Raw genomic sequence first — 18,010 nt, 5'->3', positions numbered from 1 at the left:
AGGCCGGAAGAACCTGCCCGCGACCTGCGCGAACAACCCGTCCAACCCGGCCGACCACGCAGCAAGATCCTCCTCCACGAACACAAGATCGAGAGGATAGACCACTGTCGATCACGAACTGCGGCTGAAGTACTAGGGGCGCGGCAGGCGAAGGTGCCGCGGGTCTGCCGTGTAGCGGGTGCGGCGGCGCGACGCGGGCAAGCGGTCAACCACGCCGGGCGCCTCCGCGGTGCGAGCACTCGCATCGATCGCGCCCGTCACCGCAGGGTCGAGCGACCGCAGCGCCGGTGCACCGAAAAGACGACGACCAGGCGCGCCGCAACCCGGGCACGGCGCCGGAGCACCCGCCTCCGCCATCGGCCGCACCAGGTCGAAGGCACCGCAGTCGGCGCAGTCATAGCCGTAGGTCGGCACGCGGCATCTCCGGAGGTCGGGGGGCGTCGCCACGACGGTAGGCAAGCGCCCCGCGGCCGTCAACGCCGTCCTGGGATGCCCGGTCGCAGTGAATCATGACGCGCAGACGGTCTTCCCCTTACCCTTCCGGCATGCGGGCCGACAACGCGTCGGATTCCGCCGGTCCACGGAACGATCCGGCCGGCGGGGATGCCGCAACTGCTGACAACGGCCCGGTGTCGGAACCGGCCGCCGGCCTGCTCACCACCCCGCAGTCCCCCGACGAGCTCATCGCCGAGTACGACGAGGAACGTCCGGCCCGGCGGCTCTCCCCTCGGCTCGACCGCGTCGTCGTCGCGCTGTGCTTCCTGACCTCGGTGTTCGTGCTGTGGCAGGTCTTCGCACCGCTCCAGCGCGGCAACCAGTTCTACCTGATCCTGTTCCTCGCTGCGGTTCTGCCGCTTGTGTTCGTCTGCTACCGCGCCGGCGGCAGGCGCGCGGGCGAGCGCGGCGGACGCGACGACCCCGGTGTCCTCGACTGGCTGCTCGCCGCGGTGGCCCTGCTCGTGGCGCTCTACCCGGTGCTGCCGTTCGGGATCGGCGATGCGGGCGGCGGGTTCGACGCGTTCCTCGACCGGCAGGGCTCGTTGAGCACGGTGGACATCGTGATGGGTGCCCTGCTGACCGTGTTGGTGCTGGAGGCGTGCCGCCGGACCACCGGGACGGTCCTGCCCGTCATCTGCGTGGCGTTCTTCCTCTACGCGTACTACGGCGGCTTCCTGCCGATCTCCTGGCCGATCAGTCACGCCGGGTTCGACTTCAGCCAGATCATCAACGGCTTCTACAACGACCAGTCCGGCTTCTACGGCATCCCGCTCGACGTCTGCGCGACCTACATCGTGCTGTTCACGATCTACGGTGCGGTGCTCGACGCCACCGGCGCCGGTCGGTTCTTCATCGACATCAGCTTCGCGGCCTTCCGGAAGTCACGGTCGGCACCGGGGCGCACGGTTACGCTCTCCGGCTTCTTACTGGGCACGGTGTCGGGCTCGGGCACGGCGACCGCGGTGAGCCTGGGGTCGGTGGCCTGGCCGATCCTCCGGCGGGCCGGCTACCCGCGCGAGCAGGCGGGCGGGATGCTCGCAGCGGCCGGCATCGGGGCGATCCTGTCGCCCCCCACCCTCGGCGCGGCGGCCTTCATCATCGCCGAGTACGTCGGTGTGCCCTACTTGCAAGTTTTGCTCTGGGCCACGATCCCGACGGTCCTGTACTACGTCGGCATCCTCCTGGCCGTGGAGATCGACGCCCGCCGGTTCGGGGCCAAGGCGGTGACCGTCTCGACCGTGCCGGTCGGCCGCCAGCTGCTCCGCCACGGCTACCACTTCATCTCGCTCGCCGTGATCGTCGTCTTCCTGGCGCTGGGCATCGCGCCGTTCCGCGCGGTGGTCTACGCGACGCTCGTGGCCGCCCTGTTCGGCCTGGTCGAGCGGGCCGTGTCGCGGCGAGACCCGTCGGATCCCGACGCCGCGCCGATGCCGCTGCCCGCCGCGCTGCGCGCCTACGGCGCCGACATCTATCGGGCTCTCGCCGTGGGCATCCGGTCGGTCCTGCCCGTCGCATCCGTCTGCGCGGCGGCAGGGATCATCACCTCGGTCATCGTCAAGACCGGGCTGGGCCAGAGCCTGGCCGACCTGCTGGTCGCCGCCGCACGTGCACTCGTCACGAACCCGACGGCGGTGCTGATCCTGACCGCGGTGTTCGCGGCGGTCGCGATCGCCGTCCTCGGCCTCGCGGTCCCGGTCACCGCGTCGTTCATCATCGCCTGGGTGGTCATCGGACCGGCCCTGCAGACGCTCGGGGCTTCTGCGGCCGAGACCGCGATGTTCATCTTCTACTACGCGGTGCTGTCCGAGGTGACGCCGCCGACGGCCCTGGCCGCGGTGGCCGCCGCCGCGATCACGGGTGGCAACACGATCGGGACCATGTGGCAGGCCTGGAAGTACACCCTGCCGGCGTTCCTCGCCCCGATCGCCTTCGTGATCACCGACAACGGGTCGCACCTGCTGATGCAGGGCGGTGGCTGGGCCGTCGTCTGGACCACCGCGGTGTCGATCGTCGCCGTCGCCGCGCTGGCCGCCGTCACCGGCGGGTGGATCGCCGGGCCGGCCACGCGGCTGCAGCGGCTGCTCTGCCTGCCGGCGGCGGTCCTGCTGCTCTACCTGCAGCCGATCCCGATCGGCATCGGCCTCGCTTTCCTCGCCGCCGCCGTCGCTGCGAACCTGATCACCCGAAACCGGAGCGCCCGACCCGTGGGGGAACAATGATGATCCGCCGATTCCGAGTGTTCGCCGCCGTCGCAGCACTCGCGCTTCTCCTGGGCGCGTGCGGCGGCCGTCAGCAGGCCGCCGCGCCTCCACAGACGGCGGGGGCCTCGTCGTGCGAGGCCGGCAGCGGGCAGATCACCATCGCGACCGGGAACTCCACGGGCGTCTACTACGTGCTCGGCGGCGGGCTCGCCAGCCTGATCTCCGCGAACACCCCGCTCAAGGCGACGGCGGCCGAGACCGGCGCGTCCGTCCAGAACATCCAGCAGCTGGTGGCCGGCGAGTACGACGTCGCGTTCTCTCTGGCAGACACGGCCGCCGACGCGGTGCGCGGCCAGGGCGCGTTCACGGCTCCGCAGGACGTCCAGGCGCTGGCGCGGATCTACTCCAACTACACCCACGTCGTGGTGCAGAAGTCGTCGGGCATCACGACCATGGCCGACTTCCGGGGCAAGCGGATCTCGACGGGCTCCCCCAAGTCGGGCACCGAGGTCATCGCCACCCGGTTGCTGCAGGCGGCCGGGCTGAATCCCGAGACCGACGTCCAGCCGCAGCGTCTCGAGCTGGGCAAGACCATCGACGCGATGAAGGACGGGTCGATCGACGGGTTCGTCTGGTCCGGCGGCCTCCCGACGGGCGGTGTGACCGACCTGTTCACCTCGGCGGGCGACCGGGTCGAGTTCCTCGACATCAGCGGTCTCCTGCCGAAGCTGCAGGAGATCAACCCCGTGTACGCCGAGGGCACCGTGCCGGCGTCGGCCTACGGCACGCCCGCCGACGTGAAGACGATCGTGGTGCCGAACCTCCTGCTGGTGCGCAACGACTTCCCGGCCGGGAACGCGTGCGCGATCACGAAGCTGATGTTCGACAAGAAGGCCGATCTGGAGAAGGTGCACCCGGCGGCGAAGGAACTCGACCCGAAGGTCGCCGTCGACACCGCGCCGGTCGTGCTGGCCCCGGGTTCCCAGACTGCTCTGCAGCAGCTCGGAGCCACCTGACGACCGGTCAGCGGCCGTCGAGGAACGACACCGCCGCGTCCATCGCGAGGCCGGAGAGCGCCGGGTCGTGCCGGGCACCCACGTCGCGCATGAACGCGTGCTCGCCGCCGGCGAAGACGTGCAGTTCCAGGTCCGTCAGTCCCGCCTCGTAGAGGGCGGTGACGATCCGGGCACGTGCGTCGGCCGGGACATGCGGGTCCCGGGAGCCGAAGACGATCATCAGCCGGCCGCCGACGTCCGCGGCCCTGGCCAGCGATCCGGCGTCGTCGGCGCCGAGCTTCCCGTCCTGCAGCCCGGTCGGGTAGAAGCACACGGTCGATTCGACGCGTGGGTCGAAGGCCGCCCGGAACGCCAGGTGGCCGCCGATGCAGAACCCGGTCGCGCTCAGGCGGTCGAGGCCGGGCTGTTGCGCCAGGAAGTCGACTACGGCGACCCGGTCGGTGTCGAACCGGGCCGTGGCCGTCGCGGCCGCACCCGCCATCCCGGCCTGCTTGCCGGCGTCGTCGAACTCCAGCGCGACACCGGCCAGCTCGCCGTGGGGGTAGATCTCCGGCACGCACACGACGAACCCGTACGACGCCAGCCACCGTGCCGTGCGCAGCGTCGACTCCGTCAGCTGGAAGATGTCGGTGTAGAGCACGACACCGTGCCGACGGCCGCCGTCGACCGGGCTGATCAGGATCCCGCGGATCGTGCCGTCGGGTGCCGGTATCCGTACCTCGTCCTCGCGCAGCTTCACGGTCGCAGACCCTACGGGTCAGGAAAGCTGCGGCAGTCGGGCCAGTGAGGCCTGCAGTGCCGCCTGGGTGTCGGAGTCGCCCCACTCGTGATCGGTCACCGAGCCCGCCAGGTACGAGGCGTACGCCGGCAGGTCGAGGTGGCCGTGGCCGCACAGGGCCGTCAGGATGACCTTCTCCTCCCCCGTCTCGGCACACCGCCGCGCCTCCTCGATCGCTGCGGCCAGCGCGTGCGTCGGCTCCGGCGCCGGGAGGATGCCCTCGGTCCGCGCGAACAGCACACCGGCCGCGAAGCACTCCGACTGCGGCTTGGCGATCGCCTCCATCTCGCCGGTCTCGTACAGGTGGCTGACGAGCGGGCTCATCCCGTGGTAGCGCAAACCGCCGGCGTGGATGGGGTCGGGCACGAAGTCGTGGCCGAGCGTGTGCATCTTCATCAGCGGCGTGGTGCCGGCGGTGTCGCCGAAGTCGTAGGCGTAGGTGCCCTGCGTCAGCGAGGGGCAGGCCGTCGGTTCGACGGCGCGGATCGTCGGGCTCATCCGCCCGGCCCAGCGTTCGCGCAGGAACGGGAACATCAGGCCGCCGAAGTTCGAGCCGCCGCCGGTGCAGCCGACGAGCAGGTCCGGGGTCTCCCCCACCCGCGCGAGCTGCAGCAGCGCCTCCTCGCCGATCACGGTCTGGTGCAGCAGCACGTGGTTGAGCACGCTGCCCAGCGCGTAGTTGGTGTCTGCGTGCTGCGCGGCGACCTCGACCGCCTCGCTGATCGCGATGCCGAGCGAGCCGGAGGAGTCGGGGTGCTCGGCCAGGATCGCCCGCCCGGCCGCCGTGAGCGTTGACGGGCTCGGGTGCACCGTGCCGCCGAAGGTCTCGATCATCATCCTGCGGTAGGGCTTCTGGTCGTACGAGGCGCGCACCTGCCAGACCTCGCACTCGAGCCCGAACTGGGCGCACGCGAAGGCCAGCGCCGTGCCCCACTGCCCGGCACCGGTCTCCGTGGTCAGCCGCCGGATGCCCGCCCGAGCGTTGTAGAACGCCTGGGGCACCGAGGTGTTCGGCTTGTGCGAGCCGGCGGGCGAGACGCCCTCGTACTTGTAGTAGATCCGCGCCGGGGTACCGAGCGCCTTCTCCAGCTGGTACGCCCGGTAGAGCGGGCTCGGGCGCCAGAGCCGGTAGACGTCGAGGACCTCGCCGGGGATCTCGACGTACTGCGCGTTGGTGACCTCCTGCTCGATCAGCGCCATGGGGAACAGCGGCGCCAGATCGTCCGGCCCGACCGGCTGTCCGGTGCCGGGATGCAGCACCGGTGGGGGCGGGGTCGGCAGGTCGTGAAGAACGTTGTACCAGCGGGTGGGCATCTCGCTCTCGGCGAGCTGGATCCTGTGCTGGCGCATGCGGAACTTCCTACCAGACCGCCGGCCCCGAGCAGATCCGCGACACCTCCGACTTGCTGATGCCGGTGTCCGCGCCCAACGCTTTGACCAGGTCATCAACCTTCCGTGTCGAGACGCCGTGCAGGTAGGCCTCCATCACCACCGCGAACAGGGCCTGATCCACCCGGCGGCGGCGCTCCAACAGGCTGGGGAAGAACGAGCCGGTGCGCAGCTTGGGGATCCGCAGCTCCAGATCCCCGGCGGTGGTCGACAGGATCCGGGTCCGGTGACCGTTGCGTTGGGCGGTCCGCTCCTCGGTGCGCTGATGCGGGCCGGCGCCGATGGTGTCGGTGAGCTCGGCCTCGATCAACGCCTGATAGACGGTTTCGGCGGCCTGGCGGACACGATCACCGACATCGGCGACCTTCAATGAGTCGAGGACTTCGAGCAGGGCAGACTGATCCAGGGCCATCGCGTGGCACCTCTCTACGAGATCCTTGGTCGGTTCACGCAGAGACTCACGCGGTGGCCCCTCCCACGTGCTCAGGCACGCCGGACAGGCCCCGGACTTACACCACCAGCCGGGACGCGACCAACCGAGGACCGCCCCGGAGGCTACCTGGGTGGTCGACAGTGCGAACCCCAGGTGCGCGGCGCTCAGGATCACCGCGGCGCCGGCGGTCTCGGCCGCGAAGCCCTGTGGGCTCTCGACGTCGCTGATCCGCCGGCGGTGGGATTCGATCACGAAAGTGGACCGCGACAGGCAGAAAATCACGTTCTACCTGCGATTTTGTGGGGCGGGTGGGGCTCGAACCCACGACCTGACGGATTATGAGAGAACTCGGGAACTCCCCACCGGGCGCCTACCAGCAACAACAGTCGTAGCCGGAGGAACTGCAGTAGCCAGAAACCACTCCAGCCGACACGAGTTCGTGTCATGAAGCGTGTCACGGGAGGGTGATCATCTCGCCCGAGATCACGCACTTCCCGCTTCGGACGGGCGCCTGTCGAGGAGCAGCGACAGCCAGCTACAGGCCGCGTGAGGGGCCGCTGTTGCTGCTGATCGCGCAACTATGATCTCGGCGGCCGTGGCCGTGAATTCTATGCGGGGCCTCCGCCCCCGCGGTGGGGCCGGCGCATCGGCCCCACCGTGACCGCCTCAGCGCGGCTGCTTCGCCTCGGCGGCGTTGCTCGGGCCGTGCCCCTGGTCGACTGCGGCGGCGGGAACGGGCGCCACGGCGGCGAGCAGCCGCCGGCCCTCCTCCTCGAGGTCCAGGGGGGAGTTGGCGAAGCGCAGGACCACGGCGGAGGCCGCGCCGGTCATCTCGTCCAGCGTCCGGTGGTCGATGTTACTGAGGTCGTCGCACGACGCGTGGTAGCAGAAGTCGTAGGCGATGCCGGCCCGGCCGCCGAACAGCGCCGCCTGTTCCACGGTCTTGATCCCCTCGGCGCCGGTGAAGAGCCCGCCGGAGGCAATGCCCTCGGCGATGAACGGCCCGTAGTCGCTGCGGCCGCTGAACTCGGTCTCACCCGAGGCCAGGCCCAGGGAGCCGAAGTGCTCGTGGAAGGCCGCCTCGATCGCGGCCGAGCCCGCCGGGGCGGGCACCGAGCCGTCCTCCGGGCCGAACGCCGAGGCGTCGCCGTCGTAGACGAAGCGGCCATGGTTCGGGGAGCCGATCATGTCGAAGTTCAGGTACAGCGCGACGTTCCCGAGCGTCGCGGGATCGTTGGTCTTGAGGTCCGCGACGTAGTGGCCGGACCCGAGCAGGCCGAACTCCTCCGCGCCCCACCAGGCGAACCGCAAGGCGTTGGCGGTCTCCGTGCCCGCGAGCACCTCGGCGATGGCCAGGATCCCCGCGGAGCCGGAGGCGTTGTCGTTGATCCCGGGGCCCTCCGGGACGCTGTCCAGGTGCGCGCCGACCATGACCGTGCGCTCCCGGTCACCCGAGCGGGTCTCGGCGAGGACGTTGAAGGTCTCCCGGCTCTCCGAGACGGTCTGCGTGCTGACCGTCACCTCGCCCCCACCCAGCAGGGCGACCCCGGCGGCGTAGCTCAGTCCGACCACGGGGACGGTCGTCACCCCCGGTTCGCCCAGGGTGCCGGCGACCGCCCCCTCCGACCCGGGCAGTCCCGTGTTGAAGATCAGCACCGCGGACGCCCCGGCGGCCGCGGCGTTGGCGGCCTTCACCCCGAAGGCGCACGTGCCCCGCTGGAGCAGTGCGATGTTCCCCGGCACGAAGTCGGCGAAGTCCCCGGCCTCGCACCCGCTGGTGCTCACACCCTTCTCGCCGGTCGTTCCCACGGCCTGCACCGGTGCGGTCACGGTCCCGGAGCCGGAATAGGTCATGACCGCGACGTCCTCGGCGGCAAGCTGCCTGCCGCCCGCGCTGACCGTGGCCGGGCTGACCTCCTGGAAGAAGGGGAAGGAGAAGTTCTGGACCCGCGGGGCGTAGCCGGCGGCCCTCAGCCTGCCGACCACGTAGTCGACGCTGCCCCGATAGCCCGACGTGCCCGAGGCCCGGTTGCCGTTATTGGCGTTGGCGATGGCCTGGAACACCTCGAGGTGCTCCAGCACCTTGCCGGGAAGCACGTCCGCCGCGGTCACAGCGACCACTCCGGCGCGGTCGGCTGCAAAGCGGCGGGCACGTCTTCGGCGCTACCGGCGCCGGTGCCCAACAGCACGCGGGCGGTGCCGGCCACGATCCGGTGGTGATGGGTGCGGTGGCGCATGGGATCTCCCGAGGCAAGGGGCCGATCGGGGGCTCGACCGGCACGGATCACGCTCGGGAAATCTAGCCGCGGGGATGACCCGGGTCAGTACGTAGATGTGCGTAAATGTCCCCGGCGACCACCCAGAAATCGGGGTCGTCGCCCGAGTTCGCATACACACCCACGTCGGGGGCCACACGAGGACCAGGGAATCCTTGGTCAGACGGTGGGGCGGGTGGGGCTCGAACCCACGACCTGACGGATCTGACGTCCGCTACTCAGCCGGGTTCACCCGCACTCACTGATGCTGTGTTGGAGCAGGTGAACAGCGCTCTCGGTGTTCAGGAGCCATCACTGTGCTCAGCGGTGATCTGCCATAAGCGTGGGGCAATTCGTGGGCAGCACCAGTTGTCGATCATGACGACGACCGAAGCGTGGCTGCACACTCCTGCCCCAGGATCGAGTTGCCTCCCGTCGCGTCCCGACCGGCCAGCTGACGACTCTGCTCGTGGTCCTGGTCCTGGGGTGTGGTGCGGACGGTCATCCGTTCACCGGGCCGTCCGAAGATGCTGAGGATTTCCGCAGCTCCGTCGCCCGTGCTGCCGAACCAGTGGGGCACCCGGGTGTCAAACTCGGCGACGTCCCCGGGGCCGAGTACCCAGTCCCGGTCATCGAGGACGAGACGCAGGTGGCCGGACAGGACGTAGATCCATTCATGGCCGTCGTGCACCCGCGGCTTCGGCTCGACCTCGCTCGCGGGAACGACGATCTTCCACGCCTGGACGGCGCCGGGCTGGCGGGTCAGCGGTATGACCGTCCTGCCCTTCACGCGGCCCGGTTTGAGCCGGATCCGCGGGTCGCCCACGTCGGGCGCGCCGACGAGGTCGTCCAGCGGCACTCCGTAGGCCTGCGACAGCGCCAGGAGCAACTCCAGGGTCGGTCGTCGCTGCCCGGTCTCGAGCCGCGACAGCGTGCTCTTCGAGATCCCGGTGGCGTGCGCGAGACCGGTGATGGTGATCCCGCGCTGCGTGCGGAGCCGCTTCAACCGCGACCCGACCTGGTCGAGCGCGGCCGCACCGGCCGCTGACATGTCCTGCACCCCGCACATGCCACTCTCTCTTCCCGGAAACAGCAACGTTCGTTGGCCGGCGGCCCCCGCAGTTCCAGCCTTGTGGGCATGAGCCAGAACACCAACCAGAGCAACGAGCAGCACGGCAGCCGGTACGACGTCGTCGTTGTCGGCGGGGGCGCCGCTGGGCTGTCGGCGGCACTGGTCCTCGCCCGGGCCCGCCGCACGGTCCTCGTGGTCGACGCCGGCGCGCCGCGCAACGCCCCGGCCGCCCACATGCACGGCTACCTGTCCCGCGACGGTCTCCCGCCTGGCGAGCTGCTGCGCCACGGCCGCGACGAGGTGACCGGATACGGCGGCGAGATCGTCACCGGGACCGCTACCGCCCTGGTGCCGGACGGCCGCAACGGCTTCTGGGTGCTGTTTGCCGACAGACGGCGGATCGCGGCCCGGCGGCTGGTGGTCACCACCGGCCTACGCGACGAGCTCCCCTACATCCCGGGGCTGCGCGAACGGTGGGCCCGCGACGTCCTGCACTGCCCCTACTGCCATGGCCACGAGGTCCGCGACCGCCCACTGGGCGTCCTCGGCGGAGCCGCAGGCGCGGTCCGCTACACCCAGATCGTCCGCCAATGGACCCACGACCTCGTCTACTTCACCCCACCCGACACCCTCACCACTGCCGAGCGGACCCAGCTGGTCGCCCGCGCCGTCACCGTCGTCGAAGGCAGCATCGAGCAGCTGGTCGTCGACGCGGACCGGCTGCGGGGCGTACGCATGGACGACGGGTGTGTCGTGCCGCGCGACGCGCTGTTCGTGCCGCCCCGGTTCGTCCCGAACAACCGCCTTCTCGTCGCCCTCGGCTGCGATGTCGACACCGACGGCTGGGTGACCACCGACGGCACCGGGCGCACCAGCGTCCCCGGGGTCTGGGCCGCGGGGAACGTCGTCGACCCGCGTGCCCAGGTCGTCACCGCCGCCGGCGCCGGCTCCGCCGCCGCGATCGCGCTCAACGCCGACCTTGTCGACGACGACGTGCGCAACGCCGTCCGCAACCTCGACCACGGCCTACTGCCCGCATGAGTCCGCACCGCCCACACGAAGGAAGTGCAATGGCCACGCCCACCCCGGTGACCCCGCCCCCGCCGCATTCCCGACCAGTCTCGGTCGGGCCGCCCACCAAGCACCAGCTGGCCCTGATGATCTGGCTGGCCGTGTTCCCGACCCTCACCGTCCTCAACCTCGCGCTCGGTGGCTGGCTCAGCGCCCTCGCGCCGGTCGGGCGCACCTTCGTCCTCGCCACCATCGCGGTACCGATCGTCATCTACGGGCTGATGCCGCCGCTGCACCGGCTCCGCGCCCGGCTCCTGACCCGCGCCTAGCAGCCGAGACCGCTGCGCACGCTGCGGACACCGGCCTGCCACTGCTCTGTCTCGGTCAGGTTGATGCACGCCGCCATAGCCCGCCACCGAACGCCACCCGCACCCCTTGTGGAGACCGCCATGACCGCCACCGCCACAGCGACCACCCCGACCACACCCGACTCGACGAGGCGGGCCGCCCTCGTCGCGGGCACCTTCTACCTGATCACCTTCGCCGCCTCCATTCCCGCGGCGTTCGTCCTCCTCCCGCCACTGCTGGACGACCCCGGCTACATCGTCGGCGCCGGCGCCGACACCAGCGTGATCTGGGGCTGCCTGCTCGACACGGTCAACGCCCTTGCCGGCATCGGCACCGCCGTCGCGCTCTTCCCCGTGGTCAAGCGGCAGAATGAAGCCCTCGCACTCGGCTTCGTCACCACCCGGCTGCTCGAAGCCGCTGTCATCATGATCGGAGTGGTGAGCCTCCTGGCCGTCGTGACGCTCCGGCAGGACGCCGCCGCGGTGAGCGGCGCCGACACGATCGCACTCGTCGTCACCGGCAACGCCCTCGTCGCCGTCCGCGACTGGACGTTCCTGCTCGGCCCCAGCCTCATGGCGGCCCTGAACGCCCTGCTGCTCGGAACGCTCATGTACCGGTCCCGGCTCGTGCCCCGCATCATCCCTGCCATGGGACTCATCGGGGCCCCGCTGCTCCTCGCCGCCACCACCGCCACGCTCTTCGGTCAGTTCGAGCAGTTGTCGGTCGTGCCCTCCATCGCCGCCCTCCCGGTCGCCGCGTGGGAGCTGTCGCTTGGCATCTACCTGGTGGTCAAAGGCTTCAAGCCGTCCCGCATCACCGCGACGGAGACGTCGCCCGCCGCTCGGCAGGTTGCGTCGCCGGTCACCTGACGCGCCGGCTGCTGGTCATAGCTGAAGCGGGCGACGATGGGCACGGCAGGGTTCGAACCTGCGACAGCTTAGGTGTAAGACGAGCCGACGACACCTCACCGAGCCTCTACCAGCACCAACAGCCACACGACTGGCATCAGCGAGTCTCAGAAAGCACCCTGCGCGACAGAATTTCGTGTCATCCCTGAGGGAGCGGGGCCGGTCAACCCCGGAAACCGTGCTGTTGATCTTTTCGTCCCGGGCTCCGCCTGTCGTTTGGGCAGCGTCGAGGAAGGCGTCGGAGTCAGGGATCGGCCCGCAGGGCCGACCGCGCAGCGGCCGCAGGTCCTTGACGCCGACGCCGTGCGGCGCAGGCTGTGGACGGCGGAGAAACCAGATGCCGGTGGTGCTCCTTGTGCTCGAGCCGGTGATGTCGACAAGTGCGTGCTTCAGTGCCGGTCCCCCGGCATGCGACAGGCCGATAGGGCCGTCGAGTCATCCCTTCGCCGCTCACGGCGGCATGAAGTGCTGCAACGGTTGCGGTGGGCGAGACCACTCACAAAGGGGCGACCACGCCGGGATCGGGGGTCAGACACGAACACGGCCCGCGCCCACCGCGGCTTGCGGGGCTGCTCACGCCGCTGTCCGGCGAGGTCGGCCGGGCGCGGGTAGGCAGCGGATGTGGTGATCGCGCAGGCCGTAGAAGACCAGCCCGACCAGCTCACGGGCGGCGGCCACGACCCCGATGTTGCGGCCCCGACGCGCGCCCACGTCCTCACGGATCTGCCCCAGCCTGGTGTGGCGGGGCACCCGCTGCACCGCCTCGACCGCCGCCCAGCGCACCAGCCGCGACCCCTGCTTCGTAATGCGGCCACGGTGCACGGTGGTGTCGGACTCGTAGTGTTTCGGGGTCAGCCCGGCCCAACTGGTCAGCTGCGCCGGCCCCGGAAACCGGTGCACGTCACCGATCTCGGCGAGGAACACCGCGGCCAGCACCGGACCCACCCCCGGGATCTGCTGGACCGTGGTGTAGCCCGGGTCGCGGTGCAACCGGTGGGCCAGCAGCGCGGCGAAGGTGTCGATCTCGAAGTCCAACGCCTCAATGATGCGCTGCGCGGAGTTCACCCGGGCCCGCGCCGCCGGCGGCAACCCGACCCGCTCCAACAACTGCCGGCCCTGCTGCCCGAACAGATCGCTCATCGGCACCGCCACCCCGGCGCCGGCCAGCACGGCGTGCACCTGGCACTTCACGTTCGACCGCAACCCGACCAGCTTGGCCCGGTGCCGCACCCATTCCCGCAGCTCGCGGGTGGCCGGCGGGGCGATCCACGCCTCGGGCAGGCGGCCCATCCGCAGCAGATCGGCCAGGTCCGCGGCGTCCCGCTGGTCGTTCTTCACCCTGCGGTAGGAGAACGCCTTCACCCCCAGCGGGTGGGCCAGATGCACCTGCGCACCCAACTCGCCGAGCGTGTCCGCGGCCCAGTACCAGCCGTAGGTGGCCTCCAGGACCACCTCGGGCGCCTCACCGGCGCGGGCCATCACCTGCCGCAGATAGTCCGGGTCATTCGAGATCCGCACCGTCTCCAGAACCTCACCGTTCTCGGTCATCCGCACCAACACCGACCGCCGCCGATGCAGATCCATCCCGACAATCTGCTGACCCTCGTACGATTCGCTCACAGGGGCCTCCTCGAATCGCTGATGTGAGCACCCGAGCATGAGCCGGGGACCACGAGGAGCGGAGGCTCCGCTCCCTCATCGCATCACACGACGTGTCACGCCAAGGTTCGTGCGGGTCGGCGCCGCGATCGGGCTGCGCGGGCGGGGTCGGCATGCTCGGCATGCTGAGATGGTCCGCGGCCGGGTGACGAGGCGCGCCCAGCTGTCGCGCCGATAGCGTCGTGATCCGCGCGTCGCAGATCACGATCCGCAGGGCATGCCCATTGGCCGCCTCGGGCATCCGTCGAGCTTCCCCGACGACCACGGCGGCCGCCGTCGGCTGCACGACCTCCACCAGGAGCTTCACTCATTTGCAGCGAGCCCTCACCTTGGTGAGCGGTTGTCGCGGCTCCCGGCGACCGGCAGCATCTCTCGCACCGGTCTGCCTCCTGCTGGGGTGCCGCCGGACGCGCCAAAGCAGCAAGCTTGGGCAAGTACCGATAACCTGCCACAACGACGATCATAAGGTGCCCGTCGAAGAATGAGTCGTACCTGCGCAGACAGCCTAGTGGTGCGTCACGCAGCCTTGGCCGGGTAATCGGTCCAGGTCCGGATTGGCGAGTCGGTGGCGAAGTTGACCTTCGGCTGGGCTCGGATGTTGTGCCAGCGGACGTAGCCGGCGATGGCGGCGTTCTGCTCGGTGTGGCTGCGGTGGTCGGTGCCGTTGAGGGCGAAGTAGCGCAGCGCGGCGAACTCGGCCTCGATCCAGTTCAACCAGGAGCCGTAGGTCGGGGTGAACACCAGCTCGACGTCATTGTCTGCGCACCACGCGCGAACCTTGGCGTGGCGGTGCGGGGAGAAGTTGTCGCAGACCACGTACAGCTTCTCGCCCGGCCACCGCGTCCGCAGCGTCTTGAGCAGGGCGAGGAACTCGATCCAGCGTTTCCGTGCGCGGATCCGGTAGAACAGCTTGCCGGTGGCCAGATCGAGTGCGGCGAGCATGTGCATCACACCGCCGTAGCGGTGGTAGGTCGCCCGCTGCCGCCGCGGCCTGCGGCGAGGCCTCCACGCCTTTCCCTTGCGCGGGAGCAGGTTCAGCGGCCCGAACTCATCCACGCACACCACACGACCGTCGTCGGGAGGGTGGTCGTAGAGGTCGAGGATCCGGCGCATCTTCGGGATGAAGTCGGGGTCGGTGGAGGCCTTCCACGTGGTCGTGGTCTGCCAGGACACCCCGCCGTCGTGCAGGATGCGGCGCAGCGTCTCCCGACTGATCGAGGCGACGATGCCTTCGGCGAGCAGGTGGTCGCGGAGTTTGGTCAGCGACCAGGTGGAGAAGCCGGTGAGGCCGCACTCGGCGGGGGACGTCCGCGCGATCAGGCAGATCCACTCCCGGATCCGGTCACCGATCTTGCGGCGGGGTCCCCCGCTCCATTTTGGGTCCAGCGCGTCGAACCCCCGCTCGTTGAACGCGTGGATCACGTCGCGCACGTAGTCCTCGCTGACCTGCAGCAGCGAGCTGATGTCGCGGACGGTCTGGCCTTGGCCGGACATCATCACCACGATCGCCCGGCGCAGCCGGACCGGGTCCTTCGCGGTCCGGGTGATCTTCTGGATCTTGCGGCCCTCGTCCATCGACAGGGGCCGCACGAACACACTCGGCCTGCGAGCCACCTTCACCTCCCGCACTCGACGTGCGGGCAGCCTGGCCGGGACGACCAACGAGATCAATTACCCGGTGAACGTTGCGTGTCGAGCCACTAGCTCAGTCCACTTTTCGATGTGATTATTCGACGAGGACATCGGAATGAGCGCGGGCGTCGTTCTGTCGCAGCCGGCGGCGACGGTCATCGCCGCCGTCATCGCCGCCGTCATTGCATTCGTGAGTGCGTAGTCGCCGTCTTAAATACAGTGATTGCAGCAGGGCGGACTCGGGATATCGAAAAACTCAAGGCTGAACTCGCCGAAGAACGAAAGCAGCGAAGTGAACAACGAATGAAACAAGATGCGGCCGAGGCCGCCGTCTCCAAGTATCGAGAGCCCCTGCTAGCGCTGCGTTCGACCTCCAGAGCGGGCTGTTCAACCTGCAGACGGGGCGCTTCTTCTGGAACGATCCGACATCGTACCCCGTCGACCACACCCTGTACGTCGTCGCACAGTATCTCGGCTGGCGAGAGATCATCCGTAACGACGTTCAGTTCCTGGATCTTGGCGAGGTGGACGCCACTCGCAAACTTGGAGAACTTTTGGAGGACGCCACCAGCACCCTGTCGTCGTGGGGGCGAGTGCCGAGTACCGCTTTCTATTTGTACCGGGGGGAACAACGGGGGATCGGCGAAAAGATGATGGTAGAAACAGGCAAGGATCGTGACTCAAGCTACCGCTGCATGGGCTACTCCAAATTCGTTGAGTCCCCGCAGGACCCGACGTTCGATAGATGGTTCGAGAAATTGCGGGGTCATCTGCTCGAATTCAGAGAGTCAGCTGCGCCTGACTTCCGACGCCTCTGCTTGCTGCAACATGCACTGATTACGTTGATAGATGAGCTGGATCCGAGATTCATACGCTTCCCTGAGAAGCTCCGGCGACGCATGCGAACAGAACGCTACGTCTTGGGAGGCGGGGCCGCCAAGAAACTAGGACAAGGACGAGAAGATGTCCCCTGAAGCGCCTGGAAGCCTCGTCGTGCCCACTCTGCTAAACCGCCCCGATGGCCATTGGTATGCCGAAGTCGATCGATTGGATCCGAACCCGGGCGCCGATTCCTGGCTACGCGTGAGCTGGTCAGCAGCCACGTGCACCGGACAACAGCTCGGGATCGGCGGCAGTATCGTCTGCGCCGTTGTGCCAACCGGGTTCCAGCGAAGCAAGTATCCTGCCAATCAGCTGGACTTCGCCGCCAATCATCTGCAGTGGCGGGATGCGGCGCCGAGCGAGGGTTTGATGCTCGTTGTGGCCCTTCCTGAGGACTGGGTGATCGACTCACCCGCCGCGGCGTCTCCTTCGCCGGTCGACGCCAAGGTTATAAAGGGCCGTTTCGCGACATATTGGATGCTGGCGGGCCGCGGGAGAGTGACGTTCAAAGTCTCACACCTTCAGGCCGAAGCTATAGCCGACTTCATGGAACGGTTCCGCACGAACCTGCTCGACCTCCCACGCCCATCTCCCGTCGAGCTGCAGACGTAGGCCACCGATACCGGCAGGCGGGGTTCATGCCCGGCCGGGTGTTCGTTGCGGGTTGCCGGCAACGAGCCGCCGAGCGCGCCAGTCCTGCGGCGCACCGCGGCTGGATCACCCAGCCGCGGCCCCGACGATACGGCCGCGGCCGGCCCACGTCCTCACGGACCGGCCCAGCCCGGTGTGTCGCGGCAGCGGAATCAGCGGCTCGACCAGCTCCCTGGGCTCATCGCTGACCCACCGCTCCACGCAAGATCCGCTCGGCACGGCGAACGAGGATCACCAGCCGCACAGCATGATCACACATCAATCCGCGCGATCTCTTAGCGACTCAATCCTAAGCTGCTGAGAACGAGTCACACGCCAGGTGGCCACCTCAGGCTCGCGGTGCCTTGATAGGCTCGGTGCCCGCCTGGCTGCGCGTTCAACACCTGTCGCTCGAAGGCCGTTTCCGACGGTTCCGCGACTTGGTCGGCACTTGCATCAGCGTCGATAGCGACCACCGCAGCGGCCGTCCATGCAGCGTATGGGGCTGGAGGCCGTTCCTTAACGGTTACCGTCGGGCGCCCATCGGCGGCCAGCCGCGACACACGCAGCAGGTGCGGACAGTAGACCAACTCGGGTTCCGTGCCGCCGCCGACGTTCTCCGGCAGCAGTCCGTCCCGGGCCTGCCGCATTACGCGCGCGTTCAGCTCCCGTGCGAGAATCGGGAATCCCGACCGGTACAAGCCGCGAGCCACGCGATGGACAGCGAAGCCCCACACCTGCGAGTGATAGTCGAATTCCTCGAAGCGCACCTCGTCCCCTGCGCGTCCGACGATACCGAAAGGCGAGCTCATTGTCGCCGGGAACAACCGGCCGACGACCGCCTCACGCACACCCCTATGCTCATCGCCGTCGAGCAGGCCTGAGGCCAGGACGAATCCTGCATTGATTATGTGCGAATCGACAGCACGCAGGTGTGCACCCAAGCTTTCCACGGCCGCGGCCAGGAAAACTTCGCGGTCGTCATCGAGGAGAAATAGGTCGAGAACCGTTTGACGGAGCCGCGAGGCCTCGGCACGGAGGTCCTCAACGTGCCGATGTAGCGCCGGTGTGATCTCTCCGACCGCAACGACCGACCGGCCTGTTTAATACTCCAGCCGTAGATCGTTACGGTCGTCGCTGAGCTGCCTCCTGGCGGCTGTAGTGGCTGATGCGGGCTCGGTGTTGATGACGTCGTCGCCAGGCTGACCAGGCTCGCGGGCAGGACGGCCGGCGGTGGGGTGTCACGACGAGGGCCAGGAGCAGGCGGCGGATCTCGCTGCAGGTCAAGGGGATCATCC

Annotated in this window: 15 protein-coding genes and 2 pseudogenes; 6 read left to right on the top strand and 11 right to left on the bottom strand. The window is 69.0% G+C overall.

Translation table 11 applies throughout. The annotated features are described in order from the left end of the window. Positions 1-132 precede the first annotated feature (132 nt). A complete protein-coding gene (locus tag RM445_RS30830; protein ID WP_311560397.1) occupies positions 133-414 on the bottom strand; it encodes an FmdB family zinc ribbon protein in 282 nt (93 codons plus the stop codon). A gap of 131 nt (positions 415-545) precedes the next feature. Here RM445_RS30830 and RM445_RS30825 point away from each other — a divergent pair, with 131 nt between their 5' ends. Together RM445_RS30825 and RM445_RS30820 are read left to right on the top strand one after the other, a co-directional pair. Further along, positions 546-2,717, top strand: a complete 2,172-nt coding sequence (locus tag RM445_RS30825; RefSeq protein WP_311560396.1) for a TRAP transporter permease — start codon at positions 546-548, stop codon at positions 2,715-2,717. Then, complete coding sequence (locus tag RM445_RS30820; RefSeq protein ID WP_311560395.1) at positions 2,714-3,715, top strand: TAXI family TRAP transporter solute-binding subunit; 1,002 nt, start codon at positions 2,714-2,716, stop codon at positions 3,713-3,715. Before RM445_RS30825 ends, RM445_RS30820 begins: the two co-directional genes overlap by 4 nt. 7 nt (positions 3,716-3,722) lie before the next feature. Here RM445_RS30820 and RM445_RS30815 read toward each other — a convergent pair whose 3' ends face one another. From RM445_RS30815 to RM445_RS30785, 7 genes and pseudogenes are all read right to left on the bottom strand, one after another. Beyond that, complete coding sequence (locus RM445_RS30815) at positions 3,723-4,454, bottom strand: dienelactone hydrolase family protein (protein WP_311560394.1); 732 nt, start codon at positions 4,452-4,454, stop codon at positions 3,723-3,725. A gap of 18 nt (positions 4,455-4,472) precedes the next feature. Then, positions 4,473-5,843 (bottom strand): TrpB-like pyridoxal phosphate-dependent enzyme, encoded by a 1,371-nt coding sequence (locus tag RM445_RS30810; RefSeq protein ID WP_311560393.1) that lies wholly within the window; start codon positions 5,841-5,843, stop codon positions 4,473-4,475. A 31-nt stretch (positions 5,844-5,874) separates the two neighbouring features. Next, positions 5,875-6,294, bottom strand: a pseudogene (locus RM445_RS30805) (transposase); the annotation flags it as partial. 123 nt (positions 6,295-6,417) lie between these two features. Beyond that, a pseudogene (locus tag RM445_RS30800) lies at positions 6,418-6,546 on the bottom strand (inorganic phosphate transporter); the annotation flags it as partial. A 435-nt stretch (positions 6,547-6,981) separates the two neighbouring features. After that, positions 6,982-8,436, bottom strand: a complete 1,455-nt coding sequence (locus tag RM445_RS30795; RefSeq protein ID WP_311560392.1) for a M28 family peptidase — start codon at positions 8,434-8,436, stop codon at positions 6,982-6,984. Further along, complete coding sequence (locus RM445_RS30790) at positions 8,424-8,552, bottom strand: hypothetical protein (protein ID WP_311560391.1); 129 nt, start codon at positions 8,550-8,552, stop codon at positions 8,424-8,426. The genes RM445_RS30795 and RM445_RS30790 overlap by 13 nt, the downstream gene beginning before the upstream one ends. Positions 8,553-8,946: 394 nt before the next feature. Further along, positions 8,947-9,621, bottom strand: a complete 675-nt coding sequence (locus RM445_RS30785; protein ID WP_311560398.1) for a helix-turn-helix domain-containing protein — start codon at positions 9,619-9,621, stop codon at positions 8,947-8,949. 87 nt (positions 9,622-9,708) lie between these two features. Between RM445_RS30785 and RM445_RS30780 the strand changes: the two genes are divergently transcribed. The 3 genes from RM445_RS30780 to RM445_RS30770 all read left to right on the top strand — a co-directional run bounded on the left by RM445_RS30780 (position 9,709) and on the right by RM445_RS30770 (position 11,870). After that, positions 9,709-10,683 carry an NAD(P)/FAD-dependent oxidoreductase gene (locus RM445_RS30780; protein WP_311560390.1) on the top strand — a complete coding sequence of 325 codons (975 nt, stop codon included), beginning with the start codon at positions 9,709-9,711 and terminating at the stop codon, positions 10,681-10,683. Positions 10,684-10,712: 29 nt separating this feature from the next. Continuing rightward, positions 10,713-10,982, top strand: a complete 270-nt coding sequence (locus RM445_RS30775) for a hypothetical protein (protein ID WP_311560389.1) — start codon at positions 10,713-10,715, stop codon at positions 10,980-10,982. A 120-nt stretch (positions 10,983-11,102) separates the two neighbouring features. Next, positions 11,103-11,870, top strand: a complete 768-nt coding sequence (locus RM445_RS30770) for a DUF4386 domain-containing protein (RefSeq protein WP_311560388.1) — start codon at positions 11,103-11,105, stop codon at positions 11,868-11,870. Positions 11,871-12,482: 612 nt separating this feature from the next. Here the strand turns inward: RM445_RS30770 and RM445_RS30765 are convergent. Continuing rightward, the gene (locus tag RM445_RS30765; RefSeq protein WP_311560387.1) at positions 12,483-13,529 is read right to left on the bottom strand and encodes an IS110 family RNA-guided transposase; all 1,047 of its coding nucleotides are present in this window, start codon (positions 13,527-13,529) and stop codon (positions 12,483-12,485) included. Between the two features lie 555 nt (positions 13,530-14,084). Next, positions 14,085-15,182: an IS630 family transposase gene (locus RM445_RS30760; protein ID WP_311560386.1), complete on the bottom strand. Its 1,098-nt coding sequence runs from the start codon at positions 15,180-15,182 to the stop codon at positions 14,085-14,087. 981 nt (positions 15,183-16,163) lie between these two features. On the opposite strand from RM445_RS30760, the gene RM445_RS30755 reads away from it, so the two are divergent. Further along, complete coding sequence (locus RM445_RS30755; protein ID WP_311560385.1) at positions 16,164-16,694, top strand: hypothetical protein; 531 nt, start codon at positions 16,164-16,166, stop codon at positions 16,692-16,694. A gap of 347 nt (positions 16,695-17,041) precedes the next feature. On the opposite strand, the gene RM445_RS30750 is transcribed toward RM445_RS30755, so the two are convergent. Then, positions 17,042-17,563, bottom strand: a complete 522-nt coding sequence (locus tag RM445_RS30750) for a hypothetical protein (protein ID WP_311560384.1) — start codon at positions 17,561-17,563, stop codon at positions 17,042-17,044. Positions 17,564-18,010: the final 447 nt, after the last annotated feature.

The sequence above is a fragment of the Pseudonocardia charpentierae genome, from assembly GCF_031845345.1.
GTDB classification, from domain to species: domain Bacteria; phylum Actinomycetota; class Actinomycetes; order Mycobacteriales; family Pseudonocardiaceae; genus Pseudonocardia; species Pseudonocardia charpentierae.
The sequence above is the reverse complement of the archived record's forward strand: the minus strand, read 5'-3'. Positions and strand labels throughout refer to the sequence as shown.

Bases quoted from the DNA above. Each gene is read 5' to 3' on its own strand.
- RM445_RS30810 (WP_311560393.1), bottom strand. From the start codon at position 5,843: ATGCGCCAGCACAGGATCCAGCTCGCCGAGAGCGAGATGCCCACCCGC.
- RM445_RS30780 (WP_311560390.1), top strand. From the start codon at position 9,709: ATGAGCCAGAACACCAACCAGAGCAACGAGCAGCACGGCAGCCGGTAC.
- RM445_RS30820 (WP_311560395.1), top strand. From the start codon at position 2,714: ATGATGATCCGCCGATTCCGAGTGTTCGCCGCCGTCGCAGCACTCGCG.
- RM445_RS30755 (WP_311560385.1), top strand. From the start codon at position 16,164: ATGTCCCCTGAAGCGCCTGGAAGCCTCGTCGTGCCCACTCTGCTAAAC.
- RM445_RS30790 (WP_311560391.1), bottom strand. From the start codon at position 8,552: ATGCGCCACCGCACCCATCACCACCGGATCGTGGCCGGCACCGCCCGC.
- RM445_RS30785 (WP_311560398.1), bottom strand. From the start codon at position 9,621: ATGTCAGCGGCCGGTGCGGCCGCGCTCGACCAGGTCGGGTCGCGGTTG.
- RM445_RS30775 (WP_311560389.1), top strand. From the start codon at position 10,713: ATGGCCACGCCCACCCCGGTGACCCCGCCCCCGCCGCATTCCCGACCA.
- RM445_RS30770 (WP_311560388.1), top strand. From the start codon at position 11,103: ATGACCGCCACCGCCACAGCGACCACCCCGACCACACCCGACTCGACG.
- RM445_RS30825 (WP_311560396.1), top strand. From the start codon at position 546: ATGCGGGCCGACAACGCGTCGGATTCCGCCGGTCCACGGAACGATCCG.